The following is a 20,746-nucleotide window of genomic DNA, read 5'->3' as shown; positions in this document are numbered from 1 at the left end:
TAAATTGGTTCTTTTTTTATTTGAAATATATAGCTTATAATATAAATAAATAGCGAAAATTTGATACAATAATAGATATCGTTTGGAGGTAATTATGAAAATTTCAAACACGAAAATCTATGAACAAGTGGCTGACATTATTTTAGAAAGTATTAAATCAGGGGAGTACCAAGTGGGTGACAAGCTACCTTCTATACAAAAACTTGGTCAACAGTATGGTGTAAGTGTTGCATCAGTGAGAGAAGCATTAAATGCTCTAAGAACAATTGGCATTATAGAAATGAAACAAGGATATGGCACATTTATTAAGCAAATAGAACCAACCTTTTTTGAATTAGGTGATAAGTTTACGTCGTTAGGTCAAATTACAGAACTTTTAGAGTTAAGAGAAATCGTAGAAAGTGCTACGGTAGAAAAGGCTGCAATACATCGCAATGAAGCAGATTTAGTAAGTTTAAAGAAAGCGTTGGATGAAATGGGCGAAGCGGTAACGGACGGTACATCTGGTGAAAAAGCAGATTTACAATTTCATCTTTCAATTGCAAAAGCAGCAAAAAATTCATTGCTAGTTGAGCTCTTAAATAACATTTCTGAATTAATGCAAGATTCTATGGAAGAAACACGGAAGATATTTATTTATAGCAAACAAAAAACAATGAATAAATTACATGAAGAACATGTAATTATTTATAATGCAATCTTAGAACAAAATGCTACAAATGCAGTTAAAGCCATGGAATCTCACTTATTAGAAGTTAAAGAAACAATTTTAGCTAATTTCAAAGAACAATAATATTTGGTAAGCGTTTGGAAGTGGGATAGAAAGCGAATTTTTCTAATTAGCTTTGTTCTATGAACACAAGCCGGCAAAATGACTAGAAAAGAAATATAATAGCTGAATTGCTTGCATAAGAACTATTCGTCTTTGTAAATATAGAAGGTAGTTTTTTAAAAGTCTAATAAAAGCGTATTTTCAATTCAGTCAGCAATTGCTAATATAACAATTGAGGCTGAGACATGTTTTTATGTTTCAGCCTAATTGAAAAAGCACCAATTTCAATTATAAAAAATGAAATGGTGCTTTTATTATTATTTATTTAGTTTAATGCACATGTTTTTCCACTCTAGGTTGTTGAGCAATAATAAAAGTCCAAACTTCCGTAGTTTGGACTTTATCGCAAATTTTATAGTTTTGAAAAAGTAATCAGCTTTTTCAAGTACATCATAATAATCTTTTAATTACCTTATATGTAAAACGTGTAGAGTTCGTTTCCGTAACTCTATAGTAATTATAATATTTTTAAGTATATAATGGCAAGTATTTTTACGAAAAATTTACAACAATAGTATAAGTGTTTGTTAATATGTCATGAAATGTAATTGAGTGAAACAAAATAACCTACTATGCTTTATAAAAAATTGATATAATAATAAGTAGTTTTAGTGTCATTGAACGCTGAATTAGTCGTTTATAACGCGCATCGTTGTATGATACAATCTTTATAGTTCAAATAAAAAAATACAAAACCATACATACAAATTTCTCTTTAAAGTATTTTATATAGGAAGACTAAAACTTAAATGAAGCAACTTAAGAATTTGGAGGTGTGATTAATGCCATTATTTTTAAAACCAATTTTCCATGAAAAAATATGGGGTGGCAATAGATTAAAAGAATTAGGATACGATCTACCGAGCGATTGTATTGGTGAAGCATGGGGGATATCAGCGCACCCAAATGGCAAATGTGAGATATTAAATGGACCGTATAAAGGTCAGACATTAGACCAAGTTTGGAATGACCACAGAGAATTGTTTGGTGATTTTCCAAGTAAGGAATTCCCGTTAATGGCTAAAATTGTTGATGCTAAAGAAGCATTGTCAGTACATGTTCATCCAGATGATGCATATGCCTATGAAAAAGAAAATGGTCAATATGGAAAGTCTGAGTGCTGGTACATTATCGATGCTAAAGAAGGCTCGGAAATTATCTATGGACTTTCTGCAGAGACGAAAGAGCTGGCCATTGATAAATTAAATGACGAAGATTACAGCGGATTATTTAATAAAGTTAAAGTTAAACCAGGAGAGTTTTATTTTATACCTGCAGGTACAATTCATTCCATAGGTGCAGGTATTCTTGTGTATGAAACGATGCAATCATCAGATGTAACGTATCGAGTGTATGATTTCGATCGTGAACATGGCTCAGGTGATAAACGCGAACTTAACCAAGGAAAAGCTAAAGACGTCATTGAAATTGCCAATGAAAATATAAATATTCCTACAGATACTGAAATCATAGAAAATCACAAACGTACACAACTCGTATCTAATGATTTTTTTACAATTGTGAAATGGCAAATTTCAGGTACACTAAATTATATGAAACCAAGAGAATTTGTTCTTGTATCAGTGCTTAAAGGTGAGGGACAAGTGATTATTGATGGTGAAGTCTACGATTTAAATCACGGAGAGAACTTTATTCTAACTTCAGACGACTTAGATACAATATTTGAAGGAGACTACGAACTAATAGTAAGTTACTTATAGAAAAAATGGAGTGTTTTGAAATGTATAAATTTTTGTATATCTCATTAGTTTGTGGAATGTTAGCAGGTGCAGGCATATTTTTAAAATTACCAATTTTTCCTTCTATGGCAATTCCCGTAATTATAGGGGTGATTGGAATAATTTCATCATTGATTACAATTCCTAACAAAGAGATAAGCGGTTTATTAAAGCTTGGCGGAGTTATGATTAATATCATGCCGATTATGGCTGCGTTTGCTGTAGCACAATAGCCCATCCATTCAGTATCTTTACATTATTGTAGAAGATACTTTTTTTTGTGATTTTATGAAAAGTGTAAGCAAAATATTTTTTTTTGAAATATACTTTACGTAATATCTTATGATTAATTATTTGTGTATGCTGTGAGCATTTAGCAGAAAATATTTTAATAAACATTATAAAATATAATATTTCTTTTTACAGTTTTCTGTCAAAAGAAATATGCTAAAATGGAACTAAATTAGGAGGTGGCAAGGGTGCACAAAGTGCGAGGTATTATGATGACCTTGGTAATTGCGATGGTTGCAACAATATTAGGAAGTGAATTTCCAGTCATTGGTGGTGCAATTTTTGCTATTATTATAGGGATTATTATCAATAATATAATTTTAATTCCCAAAAAATATGAAGCTGGTATCAAGTATAGTAGCAAAAAGATTTTGCATTACAGCATTATCGTGCTTGGATTTACTTTAAGCTTTCAATCTATTGGGGCAATTGGATGGAAATCTTTACCAATCATTATCATTACTTTACTTGCTGCTTTCATAACAGTGTTCTTGTTAATGAAAATATTTAAAATTAATGAACATCTAAGTATTCTAATAGGGGTTGGGACAGCAATATGTGGTGGGTCAGCAATCGCTGCTACAAGTCCAGTAATTAAAGCGAAAGAAAGTGAAGTAGCATTCGCGATTTCTACGATATTTTTATTTAATTTAATAGCAGTATTTATATTTCCGCCATTAGGTCACGTATTAAATATGGGACAAACTGCATTTGGATATTTTGGAGGAACGGCTATTAATGATACTTCAAGTGTGATTGCTGCAACTTCAAACTATGGTAATACAGCCTTAGAAACGGGCACAGTTGTAAAATTAACGCGTACTCTAATGATTATACCAGTCGTACTCTTTTTCACATATAGAACGATACACAAAGAAAAAGCGAAACAAACTGATACATCGATTGCTAAAATATTTCCATCGTTTATTGTATGGTTTATCGTAGCATCTTTAATAAGTACTGTTTTTAATTTTTCACCTGCAGTGATACATGTATTCCAACAAATTTCATTGTTTTTAATTACAATGGCAATGGCTGGCATTGGATTAAGCGTTGATTTTAAACAATTTAGGCAAGCAGGTGTGAAACCGGTAATGCTTGGACTAGTGATATGGATAGTTGTCATTATTTCAAGTTTAATTACGATGAAGTTGATAAACTTATTGTAATATTTGTTCAGAAAGAATTTTTTGCATATAATAGGTAAGATAGAATTTTTATATGAGATAAGGAGTATCTAAATGGCAGAGGAAACAAGTTATTTTTGGTTAAACTGCGGGTATAATCGCTGGAACCATAATGAACTATTAGTAGGTCAAACGACCTTATTTGAATCGGGTGCACAATTTAATCCTTCACAAGGTTTCCGATCATTTAAACAAGCTAAAGTAGGAGACCGTGTTATCTTTTATCAAGTACAAATGGATACTGGTTTATTAGGTTTGGGTGAAATTACAAGTGTACAAACAGGTGCTCAAAATAAAATTCGTGTTCATTTTCAATTACAAGAACAGCTTAAACCATTAACTGCGGATTATTTGAAAAGAAGCGAACAATTAGAATTTAGAATGAGAAATATGAAAGAAACTTTATTTAACCAAATGACACAAGATGAATTTGAGTTAATTGTTAGTTTAGGTAAAGGAGAAACAAAAATTCCTCGATACTTTTTTATATCTGAAGAACAAGAGTTTGAACCTGAATCATACAATACAATATATACGCACACATATAATGGCATTAAACGAAATGGTTATCATTTTTACACGCAACTTGAAATAGGTGATCAACTTATTTTTTATAATAAAAATAGAGATCAGTCCGTCATTGGTATAGGAGAAGTGAGCAAGCATATACATGAAAAAGCACCTAGACCTGGCAGAACAAACAGTACTGCAATTGAGGTCTATTTTGAAAAGGAAATTGATCCTGTATCATTGGGTACATTAAATAAACATCCTAAATTGAAAAACTTATATTATCTTCAAGAAAACGCAAAACAAGCTATTGCCAGCATGTCAAAAACACAATTCGAGGCGATTCGTGAAATAAGTGAAAATGATGGTGTGAAATCACAGTTTGAAGCTGTTAAAAGTGAACAGATGATTGACGAACATAGTGAAGATTTAAAGCCATTTATTCTACTCGTAGTTGATAGAGGAGAAGGCTTAAAGGCAGCTGAAGATTTATTACAAAAAACGAATGCGAAACCAGTCATAACATCTGGTCATCCTGACTTTTCTGAAGATATGCTGTACGGTAAATATTTACCAAATGAAACAGGTGCACTGTACTATAGAGAAGGATTTATAACGAATCTTATGCCTCGTAAAGATAAGAGCTATCTTGTCATCGATAACTTTAACCGTATTGATCCAGATATATTTCAAACATATATCAATGTATTAGAAGGTTATGAGGTGACATTACCGCGTTATAATAGAGACGGTAGTATGGTAAAATGGTCCAGAAAAAAAGAGTCATTTTATCATTTCAATCCGAATTGGCATATTGTGGGTATCACATATGATGACTTAAATGAAATTAAGCAAAAATATACTGAACAATTTTTGAAATATACAAGAATCGTGAAAGTAAATCAAGACTAATCTTTAAGTCATAGCATACTTCAAATTAATGATATAACATAAATTATGGACATATCCATACTCAAAATAGAAGCACCAATTCATTGCGTTTTATCAATGGATTGGTGCTCTTTTAAAATTCTTGGAAGTTTAAAGTATGAGTCTCATTTAGTTTAAAACATCTATGCCAGTGTTAATTTGAAAATAAATGACAATCAAAATGTAAAACGAGTGATATAATGATTTAATTTTATAAATTTAGGATATAATAGTAGTGTAGAGAAATCATATTCACTTATGATGTGACAATAAAAATTTACTGTTAGGGGTGAAGTATATGCCAATAATATATTATGACGCCAATTGTGTATATTGCTATAATTATGCAATTTGGTTAATACAAAATGGTTTATCAAGACGTTATCAGTTTGCTGAATTACAAGGTGAAACAGCTCAAAATTTATTTGAAAATTATCCTGAAACAAAGCAATATGACAGTGTTATATTGCAAGAAGGTGAGCATTTCGAATATAAATCTGATGCAATCACAACATTAATAACAACACTGACAAATTATAAATGGATCGGTATATTACTACATTTGACACCTAAACCACTGAGAGATTTAGGTTATCAATTGTTTGCTGATAATAGAGATAAAATGTGGAAAACGCATTGGCATCAGCCTAATGCTTATGAAAAATCATTTTTTATTGATTGAATAGACGGAGGAAGCAAATATGGAGAGTATTGTTGTAATAGGTAGTTCATCAATTGATTTAGTAGTAAAAACAAACGTTTTACCTCAAGCGGGTGAAACAGTTATGGGTAATTCATTTTTTACAACGACAGGTGGCAAAGGTGCGAATCAAGCTGTTGCAGCAGCCCGATTGAGTAATAAAGTCTATATGATTGGTGCTGTAGGAGATGATGATAATGGTAAACAGATTATCGAAAATTTAGAACAAAATAATGTAGATACAACTTTTATGGACAAAATTGAAAATGAAACTTCTGGAACAGCGCATATTACACTGTTCGAAGATGATAATCGCATCATTGTTGTGCCTGCTGCCAATAATCATGTAACGCCTGAAAAAGTGTTGCCAAAACTCGAGCACTTTGGTGCAGGAGATATTATTTTGATGCAACATGAAATACCAGAAGAAACAATTAAAGAAGTTACGGGCTATGCTATTAAACATGATATGAAAGTTATATTAAATCCAGCACCATATCGTAAAATTGATAAAGCACTTATAGATAAAGTGACTTGGATTACGCCAAATGAATCAGAAAGTGAACTTCTATTTGAAAATGGCGTAGATGAAGCACTCAAAGCTTATCCTCGTAAGCTTATTGTAACTCAAGGTGCAGCAGGTGCTATGTTTTACAATGATTCTCGGCAGCTTGTTAAAGGGTATAAAAAGCAAGTCGTTGATACTACAGGAGCTGGAGACACATTCAATGGTGCTTTAGCTGTTGCACTAATTGAAAATAAAACTTTAGAAGAAGCTGTTGATTTTGCTAATTTAGCTGGTAGTTTTTCTGTAACTGCATTAGGTGCTCAAAGCGCAATGCCATACAGAAAAGAACTAGATTAATCGACCTTACTTTGGGTATAATATAGTAAGGTTATGAAATGATAACTCCAGATTAAAACAATTCTAATTTAGATAGAGTAAACACTTTACAGATTGTAATCATTATTATATAATAATAAATGTAATCAAGAGCTCGAGTTGTCATTTTGTAATGATAATTAAATTTAAAGGAGAGATTTTAACATGGCAAACAGTAATAAAGATGTAGTAAGAGTATTAAATGAACAAGTAGCAAACTGGACAGTAGCATTTACTAAATTACACAATTTTCATTGGTATGTAAAAGGACCTAATTTCTTCTCACTACACACTAAATTCGAAGAATTATATGATGAAGCAAGTCAATATATCGATGATTTAGCTGAACGTATTTTAGCAGCTGGCGGTAATCCAGTAGCAACATTAAAAGAAAGTTTAGACCTTGCAATCATTGATGAAGCTGGCAAAGGCTATAAAGCTGAAGAAATGGTAGAAGAATTATCTAAAGACTTTGAAAATATTACAAAACAATTAGAAGAAGCAATTGAAGTTGCTTCAGCTGCTGAAGATGATGTAACAGAAGATATGTTCATCGGTATGAAAACAAATATAGACAAACATAACTGGATGTTAAAATCTTATTTAGGTAAATAAGAGAATTCAGTCACATATATGAATATTATATTTTGATTGAGCAATAGGCTAGTGTATCACTGGCCTATACTCAGATTAAAAGCAGTAATCCATTAAAATAGTGGGTTGCTGCTTTTTTATTTTTAATTGTTAAAAGTCTCTTAGAAATATAGTCACAAGTATATATTTTGTTATTGAATCTGTTGTTCCAAATCATAACAATATAATATAAAAAGGACTGCAGTTAAAAATTAGTGAAAAAAAGTACCTATAATTAATAAATATTATAGGTGATAATTATTTTTTGATAAAAGGTATATCAAGATTAATATTTTTGTATGGTTGCAATTTTAAGCTCATGCTAAAATTTAATTGGTTGCCACCTTATATTTAGGAGGTATGTATTTTGAAAAATCTTTTGTTAAATGGATATAGAAATTATACATCAGCGTCTGAATTACAAAAAACAGCTATAAATGACAGTGAGCTTGGTAATGTAGGAACTTCAATCTCATTAAGTGTAACTTATTCAGCTTCAGTATCATGGACTATTAGTTGGAGTGTTTAATTTTTGTCGTTTGGTAATTAGTTAAAAATAATTTAATAGGGTGGTGACCATTTTGAGTAATGTGAAATTAGAATTATTAGATATTTTAAAGGCAAAGAATAAAGTTATTGAAAAAGAAAAAATCCTGAAAATAGTATCAAAAAATAAAAGCGAACAAAATATTAACCAATTAAGACAGTTGCTATATGCTTTGAAATTGGGAGAAATTCAATTTGATTTGGATTTTTATGAAGACAAAATAAGGATGACTGATACTTTAATAACAGGATATATAGATATATATTGATGACGATGGTTATCTTGATAAATTTTTTATCATACCAGAAACTTCCAAGATTTCAGATATAGATAGCTTCGAAATAGCTATTAATAAACTGAATGCTAAATATGATATTGCATTTTTATTTAAAGATAAAAGAGAGGAACGAAAATCTAATAGCATAAATAATTTAGCTGTAGCTTCGATGGCGAAAATTATTATAGCTGGTTGTATTTATAAGGAGATTGATGATAATAATATTGATTTCGAAACGAGAATAAAAATAAAAAATAAAAATATTAGTGTTCTTAGCGCAGGAATCTCTAAAACAGATGTAGGAAGAGAAATTAATATTAAAGAACTTTTGAAAAATATGTTGATTTTATCGGATAATAGCGCAATGGATATATTTATAGACTTCCTTGGAAAAGATAAAATCAATAAGTATTTAAAAACAATTACTTGTGAAGAATATCATGATGAATTGATAAATAGTATTGAGTTGACCAAAGTTATTTATGGTCAAGCATGGTGCTTTGACAATCAGTCAGAAGAAATATGGAGATATAGGGCTTTAACACAGGTTGCTTGGACGAAAGGACTAGATTATTTTATCCCATTAGAAATTATAGGTAGTACAATGCAATATATATTAGAACATGAATGGGTGCCATGGGATGATTTGGAAATTGAAAATGATTTAATATATAAAGGCGGATCAGCTCCGGGAATATTATCATGTATTTGGTCTTTAAGAAATTCTCACAAGAAATCAAATTTGCAATTTCTTTTTGCAATTAATAGAGAAAAAGTTTTTACTCTATTGGAAGAATTATATATTTTCGAATGCGCAAATAAATTACTTCAACATTATACAAATATTACATCAAAAAATTAGAAAGGAGTCCTTGTAAAATGAATATTAATCTCAGAGAAGGTAGAAATATAACTAGCCAAGAAAAAGAGGGCGAAACATTTTATTTTAAAAAAATAATGAAAGGTCCTAAAGATGATGCGAAAAGGCGATTCAATAATCTTATAAAATGGGACCATCTTTCAATTAACTTTCCACAAATTTATTCTCCTAGATTAGTAAAAACTAATGAAGATGATTTGAGTTTATTATATGAATGGATAGATGAGACTGCTTCTATAGAAGAACATCTCCAAAAAAACAGTTCTGAATTAGAAAGTTTAATAATTAAAGCATCTCAAATATTAGCTAAATTGCATATTTTAGATAATAGCGAATTAGAATTGGATGATGAAAGTGAAGTGTTAAATAGAGAAAGAGTATTATTTGCTTTGGATAAATACGAATATGCTAGTTGTACTGGTGCAGAATTGGAGTTATATAACCTTTTACAGCAAGATAAACAACTTATTGAAACTACATTAAAGCAAGAGAATACTACTGATCAATATTTATGTCATGGTGATATTAGACTAGATCAATTTATATATGATGGTAAGGACTTAAGGATTATAGATTTTGAAGAGTTACGTATAGGAGACCCGTCCAAAGATTTATCAGGGATTATTGGTTCTTTATATTTTAATTGTTTACTAAAAACATTTTCAGAAACAACTCAAGAAACTTCAAATGAAAGAGAAGTAGAACAGCAATTTATTAATAGAGGTACTGCTTATATCGATGAAATTTTACCAATTATTCGATCTTCTTTTAATGCTTATAAACAAGTCAAAGAAATTAACAAAACACAATTATCTATTAATATAGGTTGGTTTATTATAGAAAGAATAATGAGTAGAGCAAAATTTACATTCCGTTTATCTGCTACTGATAAAGCTATATTAGGAATAGGCAGAGAAATTATTATAAATCCACATAATTTCGAAGATATATTTTAATTAAATAAAGGAGGATATTAAATGACGATTCTCTCAAATTCTATTGATAATTTAGAAAAAATAATTAAACTAGAAGCTGATTTAGACCAAATTGAAATTAATAATATTCGTTATAAAGGAGTATTAGAAAAACCTAAAAACCAACTTATTCAATGGTTATATTCAAATTTACATACCGGGAATATAGATTCTTATTCAAATGATTTCATTAAGAAATTAAATGATTTAGATAAAAAAATAATAGATTCAGTTGAGGATCCAGGTATTATATTAAAAGCTCAAAAAGAAATTGTTGGTGGAAAAGAATATACATTAATACATGGTGTTAGAGTGATTGGGAAAACTGATGAACATGAATCAGTAAGACTACCATGTTTTAGGCCAAATTTAACTCCTGGTTTCTTTATGTTTGTTCATACTGAAAATGGTATTCATTCGTCACCTGTTAAAAGACACTATATTTATGCAGATAATCCTTCATATGGGATAGATTTATGGGCTAAATGTGTAAAAGAGTTGGTTGATAAAAATGTTAATTTTTCAGCCAAAGTTCTTTCATCTTCTGATAGTTATCCTAGGAATGATGCCTTGGTTTTTTATAGTAGTGACGATTATATTAAGGTTGAACAAATTTTACTCCAAAAAGTCAAAGAAAATCCAAAAGTTCTAATAGATGGTTCTTTATTGGCTAAAAAAGTATACAAAAATCTTTACACTGCTGAAGAACCCTTAATGACTAATGAAATTAAACAAAGTTTTGGTGAAAATCGCTGTAATGCTATAGCTGATGCCATACAAGATCACTTTGTTACTAGTGTTAATTTTAAGCTATTGTTAAAACAACGATTAATATCATATAGGATTAATACTGATGACTTATCAGAAAATGCTTGAGAATAACACTACAATTAATAAGGAGTGTTTTTATGAATCCGAAGATTTTAATACCAGTAATAATTATAATAGCTTTATATTTGATTATTTGTTTTGTAGATTTATTTAAAGTTAACAAAACAAAATTTTTACCTAAATGGGCATGGGGCTTAATTATATGTATTTCTGTTCCCTTAGGCGGAATAATTTATTATCTATTAGGTAGAGATGTTTTAGGTGAAAGTGATGAATGAAATAGCTAAAATCAAAAATCTAACAATAAAATTCAAAAAATTTAAAGCTTTAGATAAGGTGACATTTAATATAGAGAAAAATAATGGAGTAATAGGTTTAATAGGACCTAATGGCGCTGGCAAAACCACACTTATTAATACTATATTGGGTCAATTAAGACCTAATATAGGAGAGGTTTTAGTAAAACAAAATGAAATAGCATATTGCCCAGATGTTCCGAATTTTGAGCCATTTCTTACTCCTCAAGAAGTTTTAGAACAGACTTTACAATTGAATGGTAAAAAAGTTAATGATTTTAAAGAGAAAATTGAGAGTGTATTAATTTCTGTTGACTTAAAAAGACATTCAAAAAAATGGTCTGGGGGGTTTTCACGTGGTATGAAACAGAGACTTGGCATTGCATCTGCACTTATACTTGAACCTAAACTTATTTTTTTGGATGAACCTACGAGTGCCTTAGACCCTTTTGGTCAACAAGATATATTGAACTTGGTTAAAAAGATATCTAATGAAAGAGTAGTTGTTATATCTAGTCACAATTTAAACGATATAGAAAAAATTGCTAGTGATTTAATTGTACTGAATAAAGGAGAGTTAATTTATAATGGTTCGCTAAATGAATTTATAAAAAAAGATGAAGATTATATGTATATAGAGTTAAAAAATAAAAAAGTAACTACAAACATATTAAATATTATGAAAAATAGAAATATAAATGGTTCACTATATGCTGATTTTTATATAAAGGTAAAATCTTCCGATTTAAGTGAAGTCTTTGTGATTATCAAAGAATACATTGAATCACTACAAACAATTACAAGAAATGAGCTTACACTAGAGGAAGCTTTTTCAGAACAAGTAAATAAATTAAATAAGTCACAAGCAGGAGAGAAAAAATGATTGAATTAGAGTTATTGTCATGGATTAGAAGTAAGCGTTTCCTCATAATTTTTGCTATTTTCCTTTTTTCTGGGTTTTCATCACCTTTAATGGCATATTACTCAAATGATATTTTAAATAATTTTAATAGCAATGAAGGAACTAAAGTAATTATGCAAGATCCGCAATGGAAAGATTTATTTACATCGTATTTTAAAAATGCCTCACAATTAGTAATGTTAATTTGTGCCTATGTTGTAGCTGATACGTGTAGGCTAGGTAAAGACAAGTCAATGCAGTTGTATTATAAAACGAGAGCCATTAACTCAGGTAGAATATTTTATCCAAAATTAACAATAAGTTTATTTATAATAGCTTTAGGAGCTGTGATTGGAAGTTTAAGTACTTTATATGTAACTTGGGTATTTTTCGATAATTTTGATTTACAAAGAGCATTAATAAGTTTATTCATTCAATTGATTGCATTATTAATTTTTTCTACAATAAGTGCTACAATTTCATTTTGGATTAATTCTCCATTTATATCTGCTTTGATTGTAGAAGCATTAGTACTTCTATCGATGTTTCTTAATAATATCGATGATTTTAGAAGATGGTCACCGACAACTTTACTCAGACCTGAATATGTTCTTTCAGGGGATATAGAATATAAGGAAATTGTTTGCCAAGTTATCATAGGAATAATTATTTGTATAACATGTTTAATAATAACTTATTTACGTCCTCTAAGAGTTAAAACAAAATTATAAGTGGTGATATATATTGATTAGTCAAATTAGGAATTTAGAAAAAAAGATAGATAATAACAAAATAATAAATAATATTTCTTTTAACTTAGAAGAAGGTTCTATCAATGCTATATTAGGGCCAAATGGTGTTGGAAAAACAACTACAATAAGGTTACTAACTGGACTGTTACAACTTACAAAAGGTGAGATACAAGTACTTGGTACAAATACAAAGTCACAGAACTTTGATAAAGTGCGCCAAAATATTGGAGTACAGAATGATGGGAATTTATATGAAGCGTTAACTATTTATGAAAATTTAAAAATTTGGGCTAATTTTTATAATATATCTAAGAAAAATAGAGAACAAAAAATACAAGAGTTATTGAAATATTTTAACTTGTCAGATAGAAAAAATTCCAAAGTTGGAACATTAAGCAAAGGTATGAAACAAAAAGTATCAATAATAAGAGCATTAGTACATAGCCCTAAATTATTGATATTGGATGAACCAACTTCTGGGCTCGATCCTTCAGCATCAGTTCTTTTAATTAATTATCTTCAAAAAATTGTTAAAGAAGAAAATGTTACAGTTTTCATGTGTACGCATCAGTTACAAGGTTTAGAAGAAATAGCAGATAATATTTTTATTATGTACGATGGTAAATTTATTGCTTCAGGAGACTCAAATACTTTATTAAACGAAGCATGGCCTGGCTACGAATTTGCTATTTATACTAATAACTATCAAAAAAGTTTAGAGCGACTTAAAGGTTTTTACCATGTTATTGACGAGAATAAAGATAAAAAGACAATAAAAATCCACTTAAATCAATATGCCGATATTTCCAAAGCAATCCATACTTTAATTGAATATGATATTGAAGTATATACAGTTACAGAAATTAAACACTCAATAAAAGAACTATACTTCCAAAAAATTAGGGAGGCTGAATTTTGTGAATTATAAAAATGTTATGAATATCGTATTAAAGGATTTATTAGAGATTAAAAATGATAAAGGCACTATAGCCTCCTTATTAATTGTTCCATTTATATTTAGTGTTTTTTTACCTTTGATTGTAATTATTGGAGGTTCTAATAACGTAATGGTTAATTTCATTGGTGGTGTTAAAATATTTACAGAACAATTACCTTCTAACTTTATACCTCTTGATTTAAATGAAGGACAAGTTATGATTTATGCAATACTTATGTATTTCTTTGCGCCATTATTTCTTTTAATACCGGTGATGATTTCTACAATTCTTTCTACTTCAAGTTTTACAGGAGAAAAGGAAAGAAAGACTATCGAGGGGCTTCTATATACTCCCATAACGAATAAAGAACTTATGTTAGGGAAAATTCTTGCCTCAGCTATTCCATCGATAATCATCACTTGGGCATCAATCATTGTTTATGGAACGATAATTGACATTTATTCTATCAATGTATTAGGTGAAATGATTTTTCCTAATTTAAATTGGATTATTATCAGTATACTACTGGCTCCATTAGTTACATTTTTATCGATTTCTTTAGTTGTTTCAATTTCTCACAGAGTTAAAACTACCAAATCGGCACAATCTATTTCTATGGTTTTGATTCTGCCAATTATAGGGTTCATAGTATCTCAAGCAAGTGGAATTATATTATTTGGAACTACTATTTCTTTAATTTTAGCATTAATATTTATAATTTTAGATATTATATTATATCTTATGATATCTAAAACATTTAATAGGGATAAATTCATTACAAAAATATAGGAGATGGTATTTATGGAAGCATTAGCATTAGTGAATCCTAATTTAGTTTCTGATGATGATGTAAAAATGTTGCCAGATGTTGAAATATCAGGTACACCAATAAAATGTGCAAGAATTGAAATTGATAAACCCACTTTTAATTCACAAAAAAAAAGAAAATGAAAATTTTGTTTTAATCAAGGTGAATGCATTTTCTTGTAATTATCGTGATAAAGCAATTATTTTAAAGTCAGCACTTAAAATGCAAGAAGGATTAAATTTCCAAGCATCTCCATTTGCCTTTTTCGGTTCAGACTTTGTAGGGACAATAATTGATAAGGGAGCATCAGTGAAAGATTTTGATATAGGAGATCGTGTGATTCCTAATTGTGCTTTTCCGAAACAACCTTTTCCTGGAGTGGCGCCAGGAGTAGTAACCAATGAAGCTTCTAAAGGTTGGTTAAAGTTACATAAATCTAAATTAATAACTATTCCAAATAAAATGTCAGATGAAATTGCTTCAGGTTATTCTATAGGGGGACAAACTTCAACCAGTATGGTTAGAAGAGTAAATTTAAAAGATAATGAACGCGCTTTAGTTTTAAGTGCGCGTTCAAATACTTCTATGTTTATCATAAATAATTTACTTGCTAAAGGTATCGATACTACTATATTGACAACTTCTGATTGGGATATAAAAGAAAAATCATTAATTTCACCAGCTAAGTTGTTAAAAGTAGATAAAGATAACCCGAATTGGGAACGCTTAGAAGGGCTGGATAATTTTGATGTTGTTTTTGACCCCTTTTTTGATCTTCATTTAGAAAAGGCAATAAAACAACTAAATACTGGAGGGCGTTATATAACTTGTGGTTACAAAAATCAACATCAAAATTTTCAAGATGAGTATGATAAATTTAATGTGAATAATTTACATGAAATAATGTTGAAAGTTATGATTAATAATATGTCTATCATAGGTAATTGTATTGGTACTAGTGAAGATTTAGAGGAATCTTTAGGTGCTTTTAATCCAGATACTTTTATTATTCCTACAGATAGCAAATACGATATTAAAGATGGTAATAAGTTTATAGAGAAAACTTACAATGATAATGGAAGATTAGGAAAATCAGTACTTATATATAGTTCATAGTCTTGAAAAATATTTTTTATAAATGGTAAGAGTCTGCAGTTTCTAGCTAGTATTATTTTTACGGATATCAACAAGTTGGAAAGTCCTGTAAAATATAGAATGAACAAATCACCAGTAGAATACCTTTTTTTTTATTAAAAAACAGGTCCTCCAAAACATGCGTTGTTTTGGAGGACCTGTTTTATTTAAATAAAGATTTGAAATATCAATTACTCAGCCATTTCGAGTGCGACTTCCATCATTTGGGTGAAAGAATTTTGACGTTCTTCAGCTGTAGTTGCTTCATCGCGTAATATGTGATCACTCACTGTAAATATACCTAACGCTTTTTTACCAGCGTAAGTTGCATTTAAATATAATGCAGCAGATTCCATTTCTATACCTAAGATGCCCATACGTTGCCATCTTTCATTAAACGTTGGATCAGCATTATAGAATGTATCAGATGATAATATGTTTCCTACATGTGTAGTTGCCCCAATTTCATCCGCTTTTTGTTTTGCTTTTAAAACTAAATCGAAATCAGCTAAAGGTGCATAATGACCTGGAATATTATATTGCTCGACGTAACTAGAGTTTGTAGAAGCACCTTGAGCAATAATTATATCGTAAAGGTTAACGTTTTCTTGTAATGCACCACAAGATCCGATACGAATAATTGTCTCAACATCAAAGAAATTATATAGCTCATAAGAATAAATTCCAATACTAGGTACGCCCATGCCAGATCCCATTACTGATACTTCTTTCCCGTTATAAGTACCAGTATATCCAAACATATTTCTAACTTCGTTGAATTGTTCAACGTTTTCTAAATAGTTGTCAGCTATGTATTTTGCACGAAGCGGATCTCCCGGCATCAATACTGTTTTTGCAATTTTAGTTCCATTGGGTTGAATATGAGGTGTAGATTTCGTCATAATCATCTTCTCCTTTATGTTGTTTTATCAATTTAAAGATAACATTTGTTTATTATTTTTGCTAATTTTTGTAATATAGGTAATAAGAGAGTGTTTATAAAGATATCTATTTAATTTTGCTTTATAATAATAAGTGAAATGAATATTTATTGTAAACAAAAATTAGGAGGATTTAATATGAATTATGCAAAATATATAGATCATACATTACTTAAACCGGAGTCGACTAGAGCTCAAATCGACAAAATTATCGAGGAAGCTAGAGAATTCAATTTTAAATCAGTATGCCTCAATCCTACACATGTGAAATATGCAGCTGAAAAACTTAAAGATACAGAAGTATTAGTTTGTACTGTAATTGGATTCCCTTTAGGCGCATCTACTACAGAAACGAAAATGTTTGAAGTTGAAGACGCTGTGAAAAATGGAGCTTCTGAACTTGATATGGTTATCAATGTTGGTGCATTAAAAGATGGACGTTATGAAGATGTACAAAAAGATATTGAAGGCGTTGTTGGTGCTGCGAATGGTAAAACAGTTAAAGTAATTATTGAAACATGTCTATTATCAGACGAAGAAAAAGTTAAAGCAAGTGAACTAAGTAAAGCAGCGGGAGCTAATTTCGTTAAAACATCTACAGGTTTTGCTGGTGGCGGAGCAACTCCAGAAGACGTAAAATTAATGAAAGATACTGTTGGAGATGAACTAGAGGTTAAAGCTTCTGGTGGCGTGAGAAACCTTGAAGATTTCAACAAAATGCTTGAAGCTGGTGCGACACGCATTGGTGCGAGTGCAGGTGTTCAAATTATTCAAGGTTTAGAAAGCGATTCTGACTACTAGAATAGTTAACTAACAAAAAAAGGGATATATTATTAAGTTTGTATTATACACAAACAGGGGAGGCCAACTCAGATGAGAATGGTAGATATTATTGAAAAAAAACGTGATGGACAAGTACTTACAAAAGAGGAAATTGAATTTTTTATAAATGGCTATACAAATGGTGACATACCAGATTATCAAGCTTCTAGTTTAGCGATGGCTGTGTTCTTTCAAGATATGAATGATGAAGAAAGAGCTGCATTAACTATGACAATGGTTAACTCAGGTGATGTCATTGATTTATCAGATATTCACGGTACTAAAGTCGATAAGCATTCTACTGGTGGAGTTGGAGATACAACAACATTAGTACTTGCGCCTTTAGTTGCAGCAGTAGGTGTACCTGTAGCTAAAATGAGCGGAAGAGGACTAGGTCATACAGGCGGTACGATTGATAAATTAGAATCAGTTGAAGGTTTCCATGTTGAAATCAGTGAAGAAAAATTCGTTAAATTAGTAAATGAAGCTAAAGTCGCTGTGATTGGACAAACGGGTAACTTAACACCAGCAGATAAAAAACTATACGGTCTTCGCGATGTTACTGGCACCGTCAATTCTATTCCACTTATCGCTTCATCAATAATGAGTAAAAAAATTGCAGCAGGCGCTGATGCAATTGTACTTGATGTTAAGACAGGTAATGGTGCCTTTATGAAGACACTTGAAGATGCTGAAGCATTAGCACATGCCATGGTAAGCATCGGTAATAACGTAGGTAGAAACACGATGGCTATCATTTCGGATATGGGTCAACCTTTAGGATACGCTATAGGTAATGCCTTAGAAGTGAAAGAAGCGATTGAAACACTACAAGGTAAAGGCCCGGAAGACTTAACTGAACTTGTAATGACTTTAGGTTCCCAAATGGTTGTAGTGGGTGGCAAAGCGAAAGATTTAGAAGAAGCACGTGCATTGTTAGAAAAAGCAATACAGGATGGTTCTGCTTTAGAAAGTTTCAGAACATTTTTAGAGAATCAAGATGGAGATGGCACAGTGGTAGATGACGTATCAAAATTACCACAAGCTCAATACCAAGTTGAATTGCTAGCGGAATCATCTGGTTTCGTGACTGAAATTATTGCGAATGAAATGGGCGTTGCCTCAATGATGTTAGGCGCAGGTAGACAAACAAAAGATGATGATATCGATTTAAGCGTTGGCCTAGTATTACATAAAAAAGTAGGAGACAGAGTCGATGAAGGCGAACCACTATTAACAATACACAGTAATCGCGAAAACGTTAATGATGTAATAGAGAAATTGAATCAAAGTATCACGGTAAGTGAACAAGGTGAAGAACCAACATTGATTCATAAAATTATTACTGAATAGGAGTTGAGACAATGACTACACGATTTAAACGAGTACACTTAATTGTGATGGACTCAGTAGGCATAGGAGAAGGTCCTGATGCAAAAGCTTTTAACGATGAAGGCAGCCATACATTAAAACACACGTTAGAAGATTTTAATCAGTCATTACCTAATCTTCAAAAATTAGGCTTAGGTAATATTGAACCACTACCTGTAATTGAAAAAGAAGTAAAACCACAAGCATTTTATACTAAAATGAGTGAAGCTTCAGTAGGTAAAGATACAATGACAGGGCACTGGGAAATTATGGGCTTAAATATTATGCAGCCGTTTAAAGTATATCCCGAAGGATTCCCTAAAGAATTGGTAGATGAAATTGAGTCTATAACTGGTCGCAAAGTAGTGGCTAACCGACCCGCTTCTGGAACGCAAATTATAGATGAATGGGGCGAACATCAAATGAAGACTGGGGACTTAATTGTCTACACTTCAGCTGATCCAGTGCTCCAAATCGCTGCCCATGAAGATATTATTCCGTTAGAAGAACTTTATGATATCTGTGAAAAAGTAAGAGAATTGACCAAAGATCCAAAATATTTAATTGGTAGAATTATTGCCAGACCTTATCTTGGTGAACCAGGTTCTTTTACAAGAACATCTAATAGACATGACTATGCCTTAAAACCTTTTGGCAGAACAGTCATGAATGAATTACAAGATGGTGGCTATGATGTCATTGCCTTAGGAAAAATAAATGATATTTTCGATGGTGAAGGTGTGACTGAAGCGGTTCGTACAAAAGATAATATGGACGGTATGGACAAATTAATAGAAACAGTACAACGTGATTTTAATGGTTTAAGCTTTTTAAATCTTGTGGATTTTGATGCCTTATACGGACATCGTCGTGATAAAGTAGGTTATGCACAAGCGATTAAAGATTTTGATGAGCGCTTACCTGAACTTATGAAGCATTTGCAAGATGATGATTTAGTGATTATCACTGCTGATCATGGTAACGATCCAACTGCTGAAGGTACAGATCATACAAGAGAGTATATCCCAGTCTTAATGTTTAGCCCGAAAATTGCTGAATATCACGAATTATCGGTAGATGCTACATTTAGTTCGCTAGGTGCAACAATTGCTGATAATTTTAATGTGAAATTACCAGAGTACGGAAAAAGCTATTTAAAAGAAATGGGCATTGAATAATGAAAAAAATAATTAGAATAGTATTTGGCATGGGTTTTAGCGTAGCTGGTGTGCTTCATTTTAAAGATGAAGAAAAGTTTAGAAATATCGTACCTGAATATTTACCTTTTAGAAAAGCCGCAGTTTTAATCACAGGTGTGTTTGAGATAGTATTTGGATTATTATTACTAATCAAGCAGCCTTCATCATGTTTGAAAAAAACGATAAATGCTTTTTTATGGGCTGTATTCCCGGCTAATATTTATATGGCACGTAAAAACTTACCGCTAGCTGGTAAACAATTACCTAAATGGGCTTTGTATGGTCGTTTACCATTACAAGTGGTCATGATAAAAATGATTAGTAAGCTATGATTAAATAAAAAGTGGCTGTTAGTATCCTTAATGGAAAG

Annotated in this window: 25 protein-coding genes; 24 read left to right on the top strand and 1 reads right to left on the bottom strand. The window is 30.8% G+C overall.

The annotated features are described in order from the left end of the window. Positions 1-94: 94 nt before the first annotated feature. The 20 genes from M4L39_RS11125 to M4L39_RS11030 all read left to right on the top strand — a co-directional run bounded on the left by M4L39_RS11125 (position 95) and on the right by M4L39_RS11030 (position 16,025). Positions 95-793 (top strand): FadR/GntR family transcriptional regulator, encoded by a 699-nt coding sequence (locus M4L39_RS11125; protein ID WP_277582091.1) that lies wholly within the window; start codon positions 95-97, stop codon positions 791-793. Positions 794-1,614: 821 nt separating this feature from the next. After that, entirely contained in the window at positions 1,615-2,553 is a 939-nt protein-coding gene (locus M4L39_RS11120) for a type I phosphomannose isomerase catalytic subunit (RefSeq protein WP_277582090.1), read from the top strand. Between the two features lie 20 nt (positions 2,554-2,573). Beyond that, positions 2,574-2,804 (top strand): hypothetical protein, encoded by a 231-nt coding sequence (locus M4L39_RS11115; protein WP_277582089.1) that lies wholly within the window; start codon positions 2,574-2,576, stop codon positions 2,802-2,804. 246 nt (positions 2,805-3,050) lie between these two features. Further along, on the top strand, positions 3,051-4,031 hold the full coding sequence (locus M4L39_RS11110; RefSeq protein ID WP_277582088.1) for a YeiH family protein: 981 nt from the start codon (positions 3,051-3,053) through the stop codon (positions 4,029-4,031). A gap of 72 nt (positions 4,032-4,103) precedes the next feature. Further along, a complete protein-coding gene (locus M4L39_RS11105; RefSeq protein WP_277582087.1) occupies positions 4,104-5,471 on the top strand; it encodes an EVE domain-containing protein in 1,368 nt (455 codons plus the stop codon). Positions 5,472-5,787: 316 nt separating this feature from the next. Beyond that, positions 5,788-6,171: a thiol-disulfide oxidoreductase DCC family protein gene (locus M4L39_RS11100; RefSeq protein ID WP_277582086.1), complete on the top strand. Its 384-nt coding sequence runs from the start codon at positions 5,788-5,790 to the stop codon at positions 6,169-6,171. A 19-nt stretch (positions 6,172-6,190) separates the two neighbouring features. After that, positions 6,191-7,054, top strand: a complete 864-nt coding sequence (rbsK, locus tag M4L39_RS11095; protein WP_277582085.1) for a ribokinase — start codon at positions 6,191-6,193, stop codon at positions 7,052-7,054. Between the two features lie 183 nt (positions 7,055-7,237). Continuing rightward, the gene (locus tag M4L39_RS11090) at positions 7,238-7,687 is read left to right on the top strand and encodes a Dps family protein (protein WP_277582084.1); all 450 of its coding nucleotides are present in this window, start codon (positions 7,238-7,240) and stop codon (positions 7,685-7,687) included. 385 nt (positions 7,688-8,072) lie between these two features. Next, positions 8,073-8,234: a hypothetical protein gene (locus M4L39_RS11085; protein ID WP_277582083.1), complete on the top strand. Its 162-nt coding sequence runs from the start codon at positions 8,073-8,075 to the stop codon at positions 8,232-8,234. Positions 8,235-8,295: 61 nt separating this feature from the next. Further along, positions 8,296-8,520 carry a hypothetical protein gene (locus tag M4L39_RS11080; RefSeq protein ID WP_277582082.1) on the top strand — a complete coding sequence of 75 codons (225 nt, stop codon included), beginning with the start codon at positions 8,296-8,298 and terminating at the stop codon, positions 8,518-8,520. Then, entirely contained in the window at positions 8,510-9,391 is an 882-nt protein-coding gene (locus M4L39_RS11075; RefSeq protein WP_346817064.1) for a serine hydrolase, read from the top strand. Before M4L39_RS11080 ends, M4L39_RS11075 begins: the two co-directional genes overlap by 11 nt. Positions 9,392-9,408: 17 nt before the next feature. After that, on the top strand, positions 9,409-10,365 hold the full coding sequence (locus M4L39_RS11070; RefSeq protein WP_277582081.1) for a phosphotransferase: 957 nt from the start codon (positions 9,409-9,411) through the stop codon (positions 10,363-10,365). Between the two features lie 21 nt (positions 10,366-10,386). Then, positions 10,387-11,259, top strand: a complete 873-nt coding sequence (locus tag M4L39_RS11065; protein ID WP_277582080.1) for a T3SS effector HopA1 family protein — start codon at positions 10,387-10,389, stop codon at positions 11,257-11,259. Positions 11,260-11,291: 32 nt separating this feature from the next. Then, complete coding sequence (locus M4L39_RS11060; protein WP_277582079.1) at positions 11,292-11,492, top strand: PLDc N-terminal domain-containing protein; 201 nt, start codon at positions 11,292-11,294, stop codon at positions 11,490-11,492. Next, on the top strand, positions 11,485-12,393 hold the full coding sequence (locus M4L39_RS11055; RefSeq protein ID WP_277582078.1) for an ABC transporter ATP-binding protein: 909 nt from the start codon (positions 11,485-11,487) through the stop codon (positions 12,391-12,393). The genes M4L39_RS11060 and M4L39_RS11055 overlap by 8 nt, the downstream gene beginning before the upstream one ends. Next, positions 12,390-13,142 (top strand): hypothetical protein, encoded by a 753-nt coding sequence (locus tag M4L39_RS11050; RefSeq protein WP_277582077.1) that lies wholly within the window; start codon positions 12,390-12,392, stop codon positions 13,140-13,142. Before M4L39_RS11055 ends, M4L39_RS11050 begins: the two co-directional genes overlap by 4 nt. A 13-nt stretch (positions 13,143-13,155) precedes the next feature. Next, positions 13,156-14,091, top strand: coding sequence for an ABC transporter ATP-binding protein (locus M4L39_RS11045; RefSeq protein ID WP_277582076.1), 936 nt, complete (start codon positions 13,156-13,158; stop codon positions 14,089-14,091). After that, entirely contained in the window at positions 14,081-14,890 is an 810-nt protein-coding gene (locus M4L39_RS11040; protein ID WP_277582075.1) for an ABC transporter permease subunit, read from the top strand. Before M4L39_RS11045 ends, M4L39_RS11040 begins: the two co-directional genes overlap by 11 nt. 12 nt (positions 14,891-14,902) lie before the next feature. Continuing rightward, complete coding sequence (locus M4L39_RS11035) at positions 14,903-15,052, top strand: hypothetical protein (protein WP_277582074.1); 150 nt, start codon at positions 14,903-14,905, stop codon at positions 15,050-15,052. Further along, the gene (locus M4L39_RS11030) at positions 14,997-16,025 is read left to right on the top strand and encodes a quinone oxidoreductase family protein (protein WP_277582073.1); all 1,029 of its coding nucleotides are present in this window, start codon (positions 14,997-14,999) and stop codon (positions 16,023-16,025) included. Before M4L39_RS11035 ends, M4L39_RS11030 begins: the two co-directional genes overlap by 56 nt. A 209-nt stretch (positions 16,026-16,234) precedes the next feature. Here the strand turns inward: M4L39_RS11030 and deoD are convergent, their stop codons facing one another. Then, positions 16,235-16,945 (bottom strand): purine-nucleoside phosphorylase, encoded by a 711-nt coding sequence (gene deoD, locus M4L39_RS11025; RefSeq protein ID WP_002507045.1) that lies wholly within the window; start codon positions 16,943-16,945, stop codon positions 16,235-16,237. Between the two features lie 177 nt (positions 16,946-17,122). On the opposite strand from deoD, the gene deoC reads away from it, so the two are divergent. The 4 genes from deoC to M4L39_RS11005 all read left to right on the top strand — a co-directional run bounded on the left by deoC (position 17,123) and on the right by M4L39_RS11005 (position 20,708). Beyond that, positions 17,123-17,785, top strand: a complete 663-nt coding sequence (gene deoC, locus M4L39_RS11020) for a deoxyribose-phosphate aldolase (protein ID WP_277582072.1) — start codon at positions 17,123-17,125, stop codon at positions 17,783-17,785. A gap of 72 nt (positions 17,786-17,857) precedes the next feature. Continuing rightward, positions 17,858-19,159, top strand: coding sequence for a pyrimidine-nucleoside phosphorylase (locus tag M4L39_RS11015; RefSeq protein ID WP_277582071.1), 1,302 nt, complete (start codon positions 17,858-17,860; stop codon positions 19,157-19,159). An 11-nt stretch (positions 19,160-19,170) separates the two neighbouring features. Beyond that, positions 19,171-20,355: a phosphopentomutase gene (gene deoB / locus M4L39_RS11010; protein ID WP_277582070.1), complete on the top strand. Its 1,185-nt coding sequence runs from the start codon at positions 19,171-19,173 to the stop codon at positions 20,353-20,355. Continuing rightward, positions 20,355-20,708 carry a DoxX family protein gene (locus M4L39_RS11005; RefSeq protein ID WP_277582069.1) on the top strand — a complete coding sequence of 118 codons (354 nt, stop codon included), beginning with the start codon at positions 20,355-20,357 and terminating at the stop codon, positions 20,706-20,708. The genes deoB and M4L39_RS11005 overlap by 1 nt, the downstream gene beginning before the upstream one ends. The last annotated feature ends 38 nt before the right edge of the window (positions 20,709-20,746 follow it).

The organism is Staphylococcus equorum, assembly GCF_029531845.1.
GTDB classification, from domain to species: Bacteria; Bacillota; Bacilli; order Staphylococcales; family Staphylococcaceae; genus Staphylococcus; species Staphylococcus equorum_C.
Note: the sequence above shows the minus strand (reverse complement) of the source record. Positions and strands in the feature narration are given on the sequence as shown.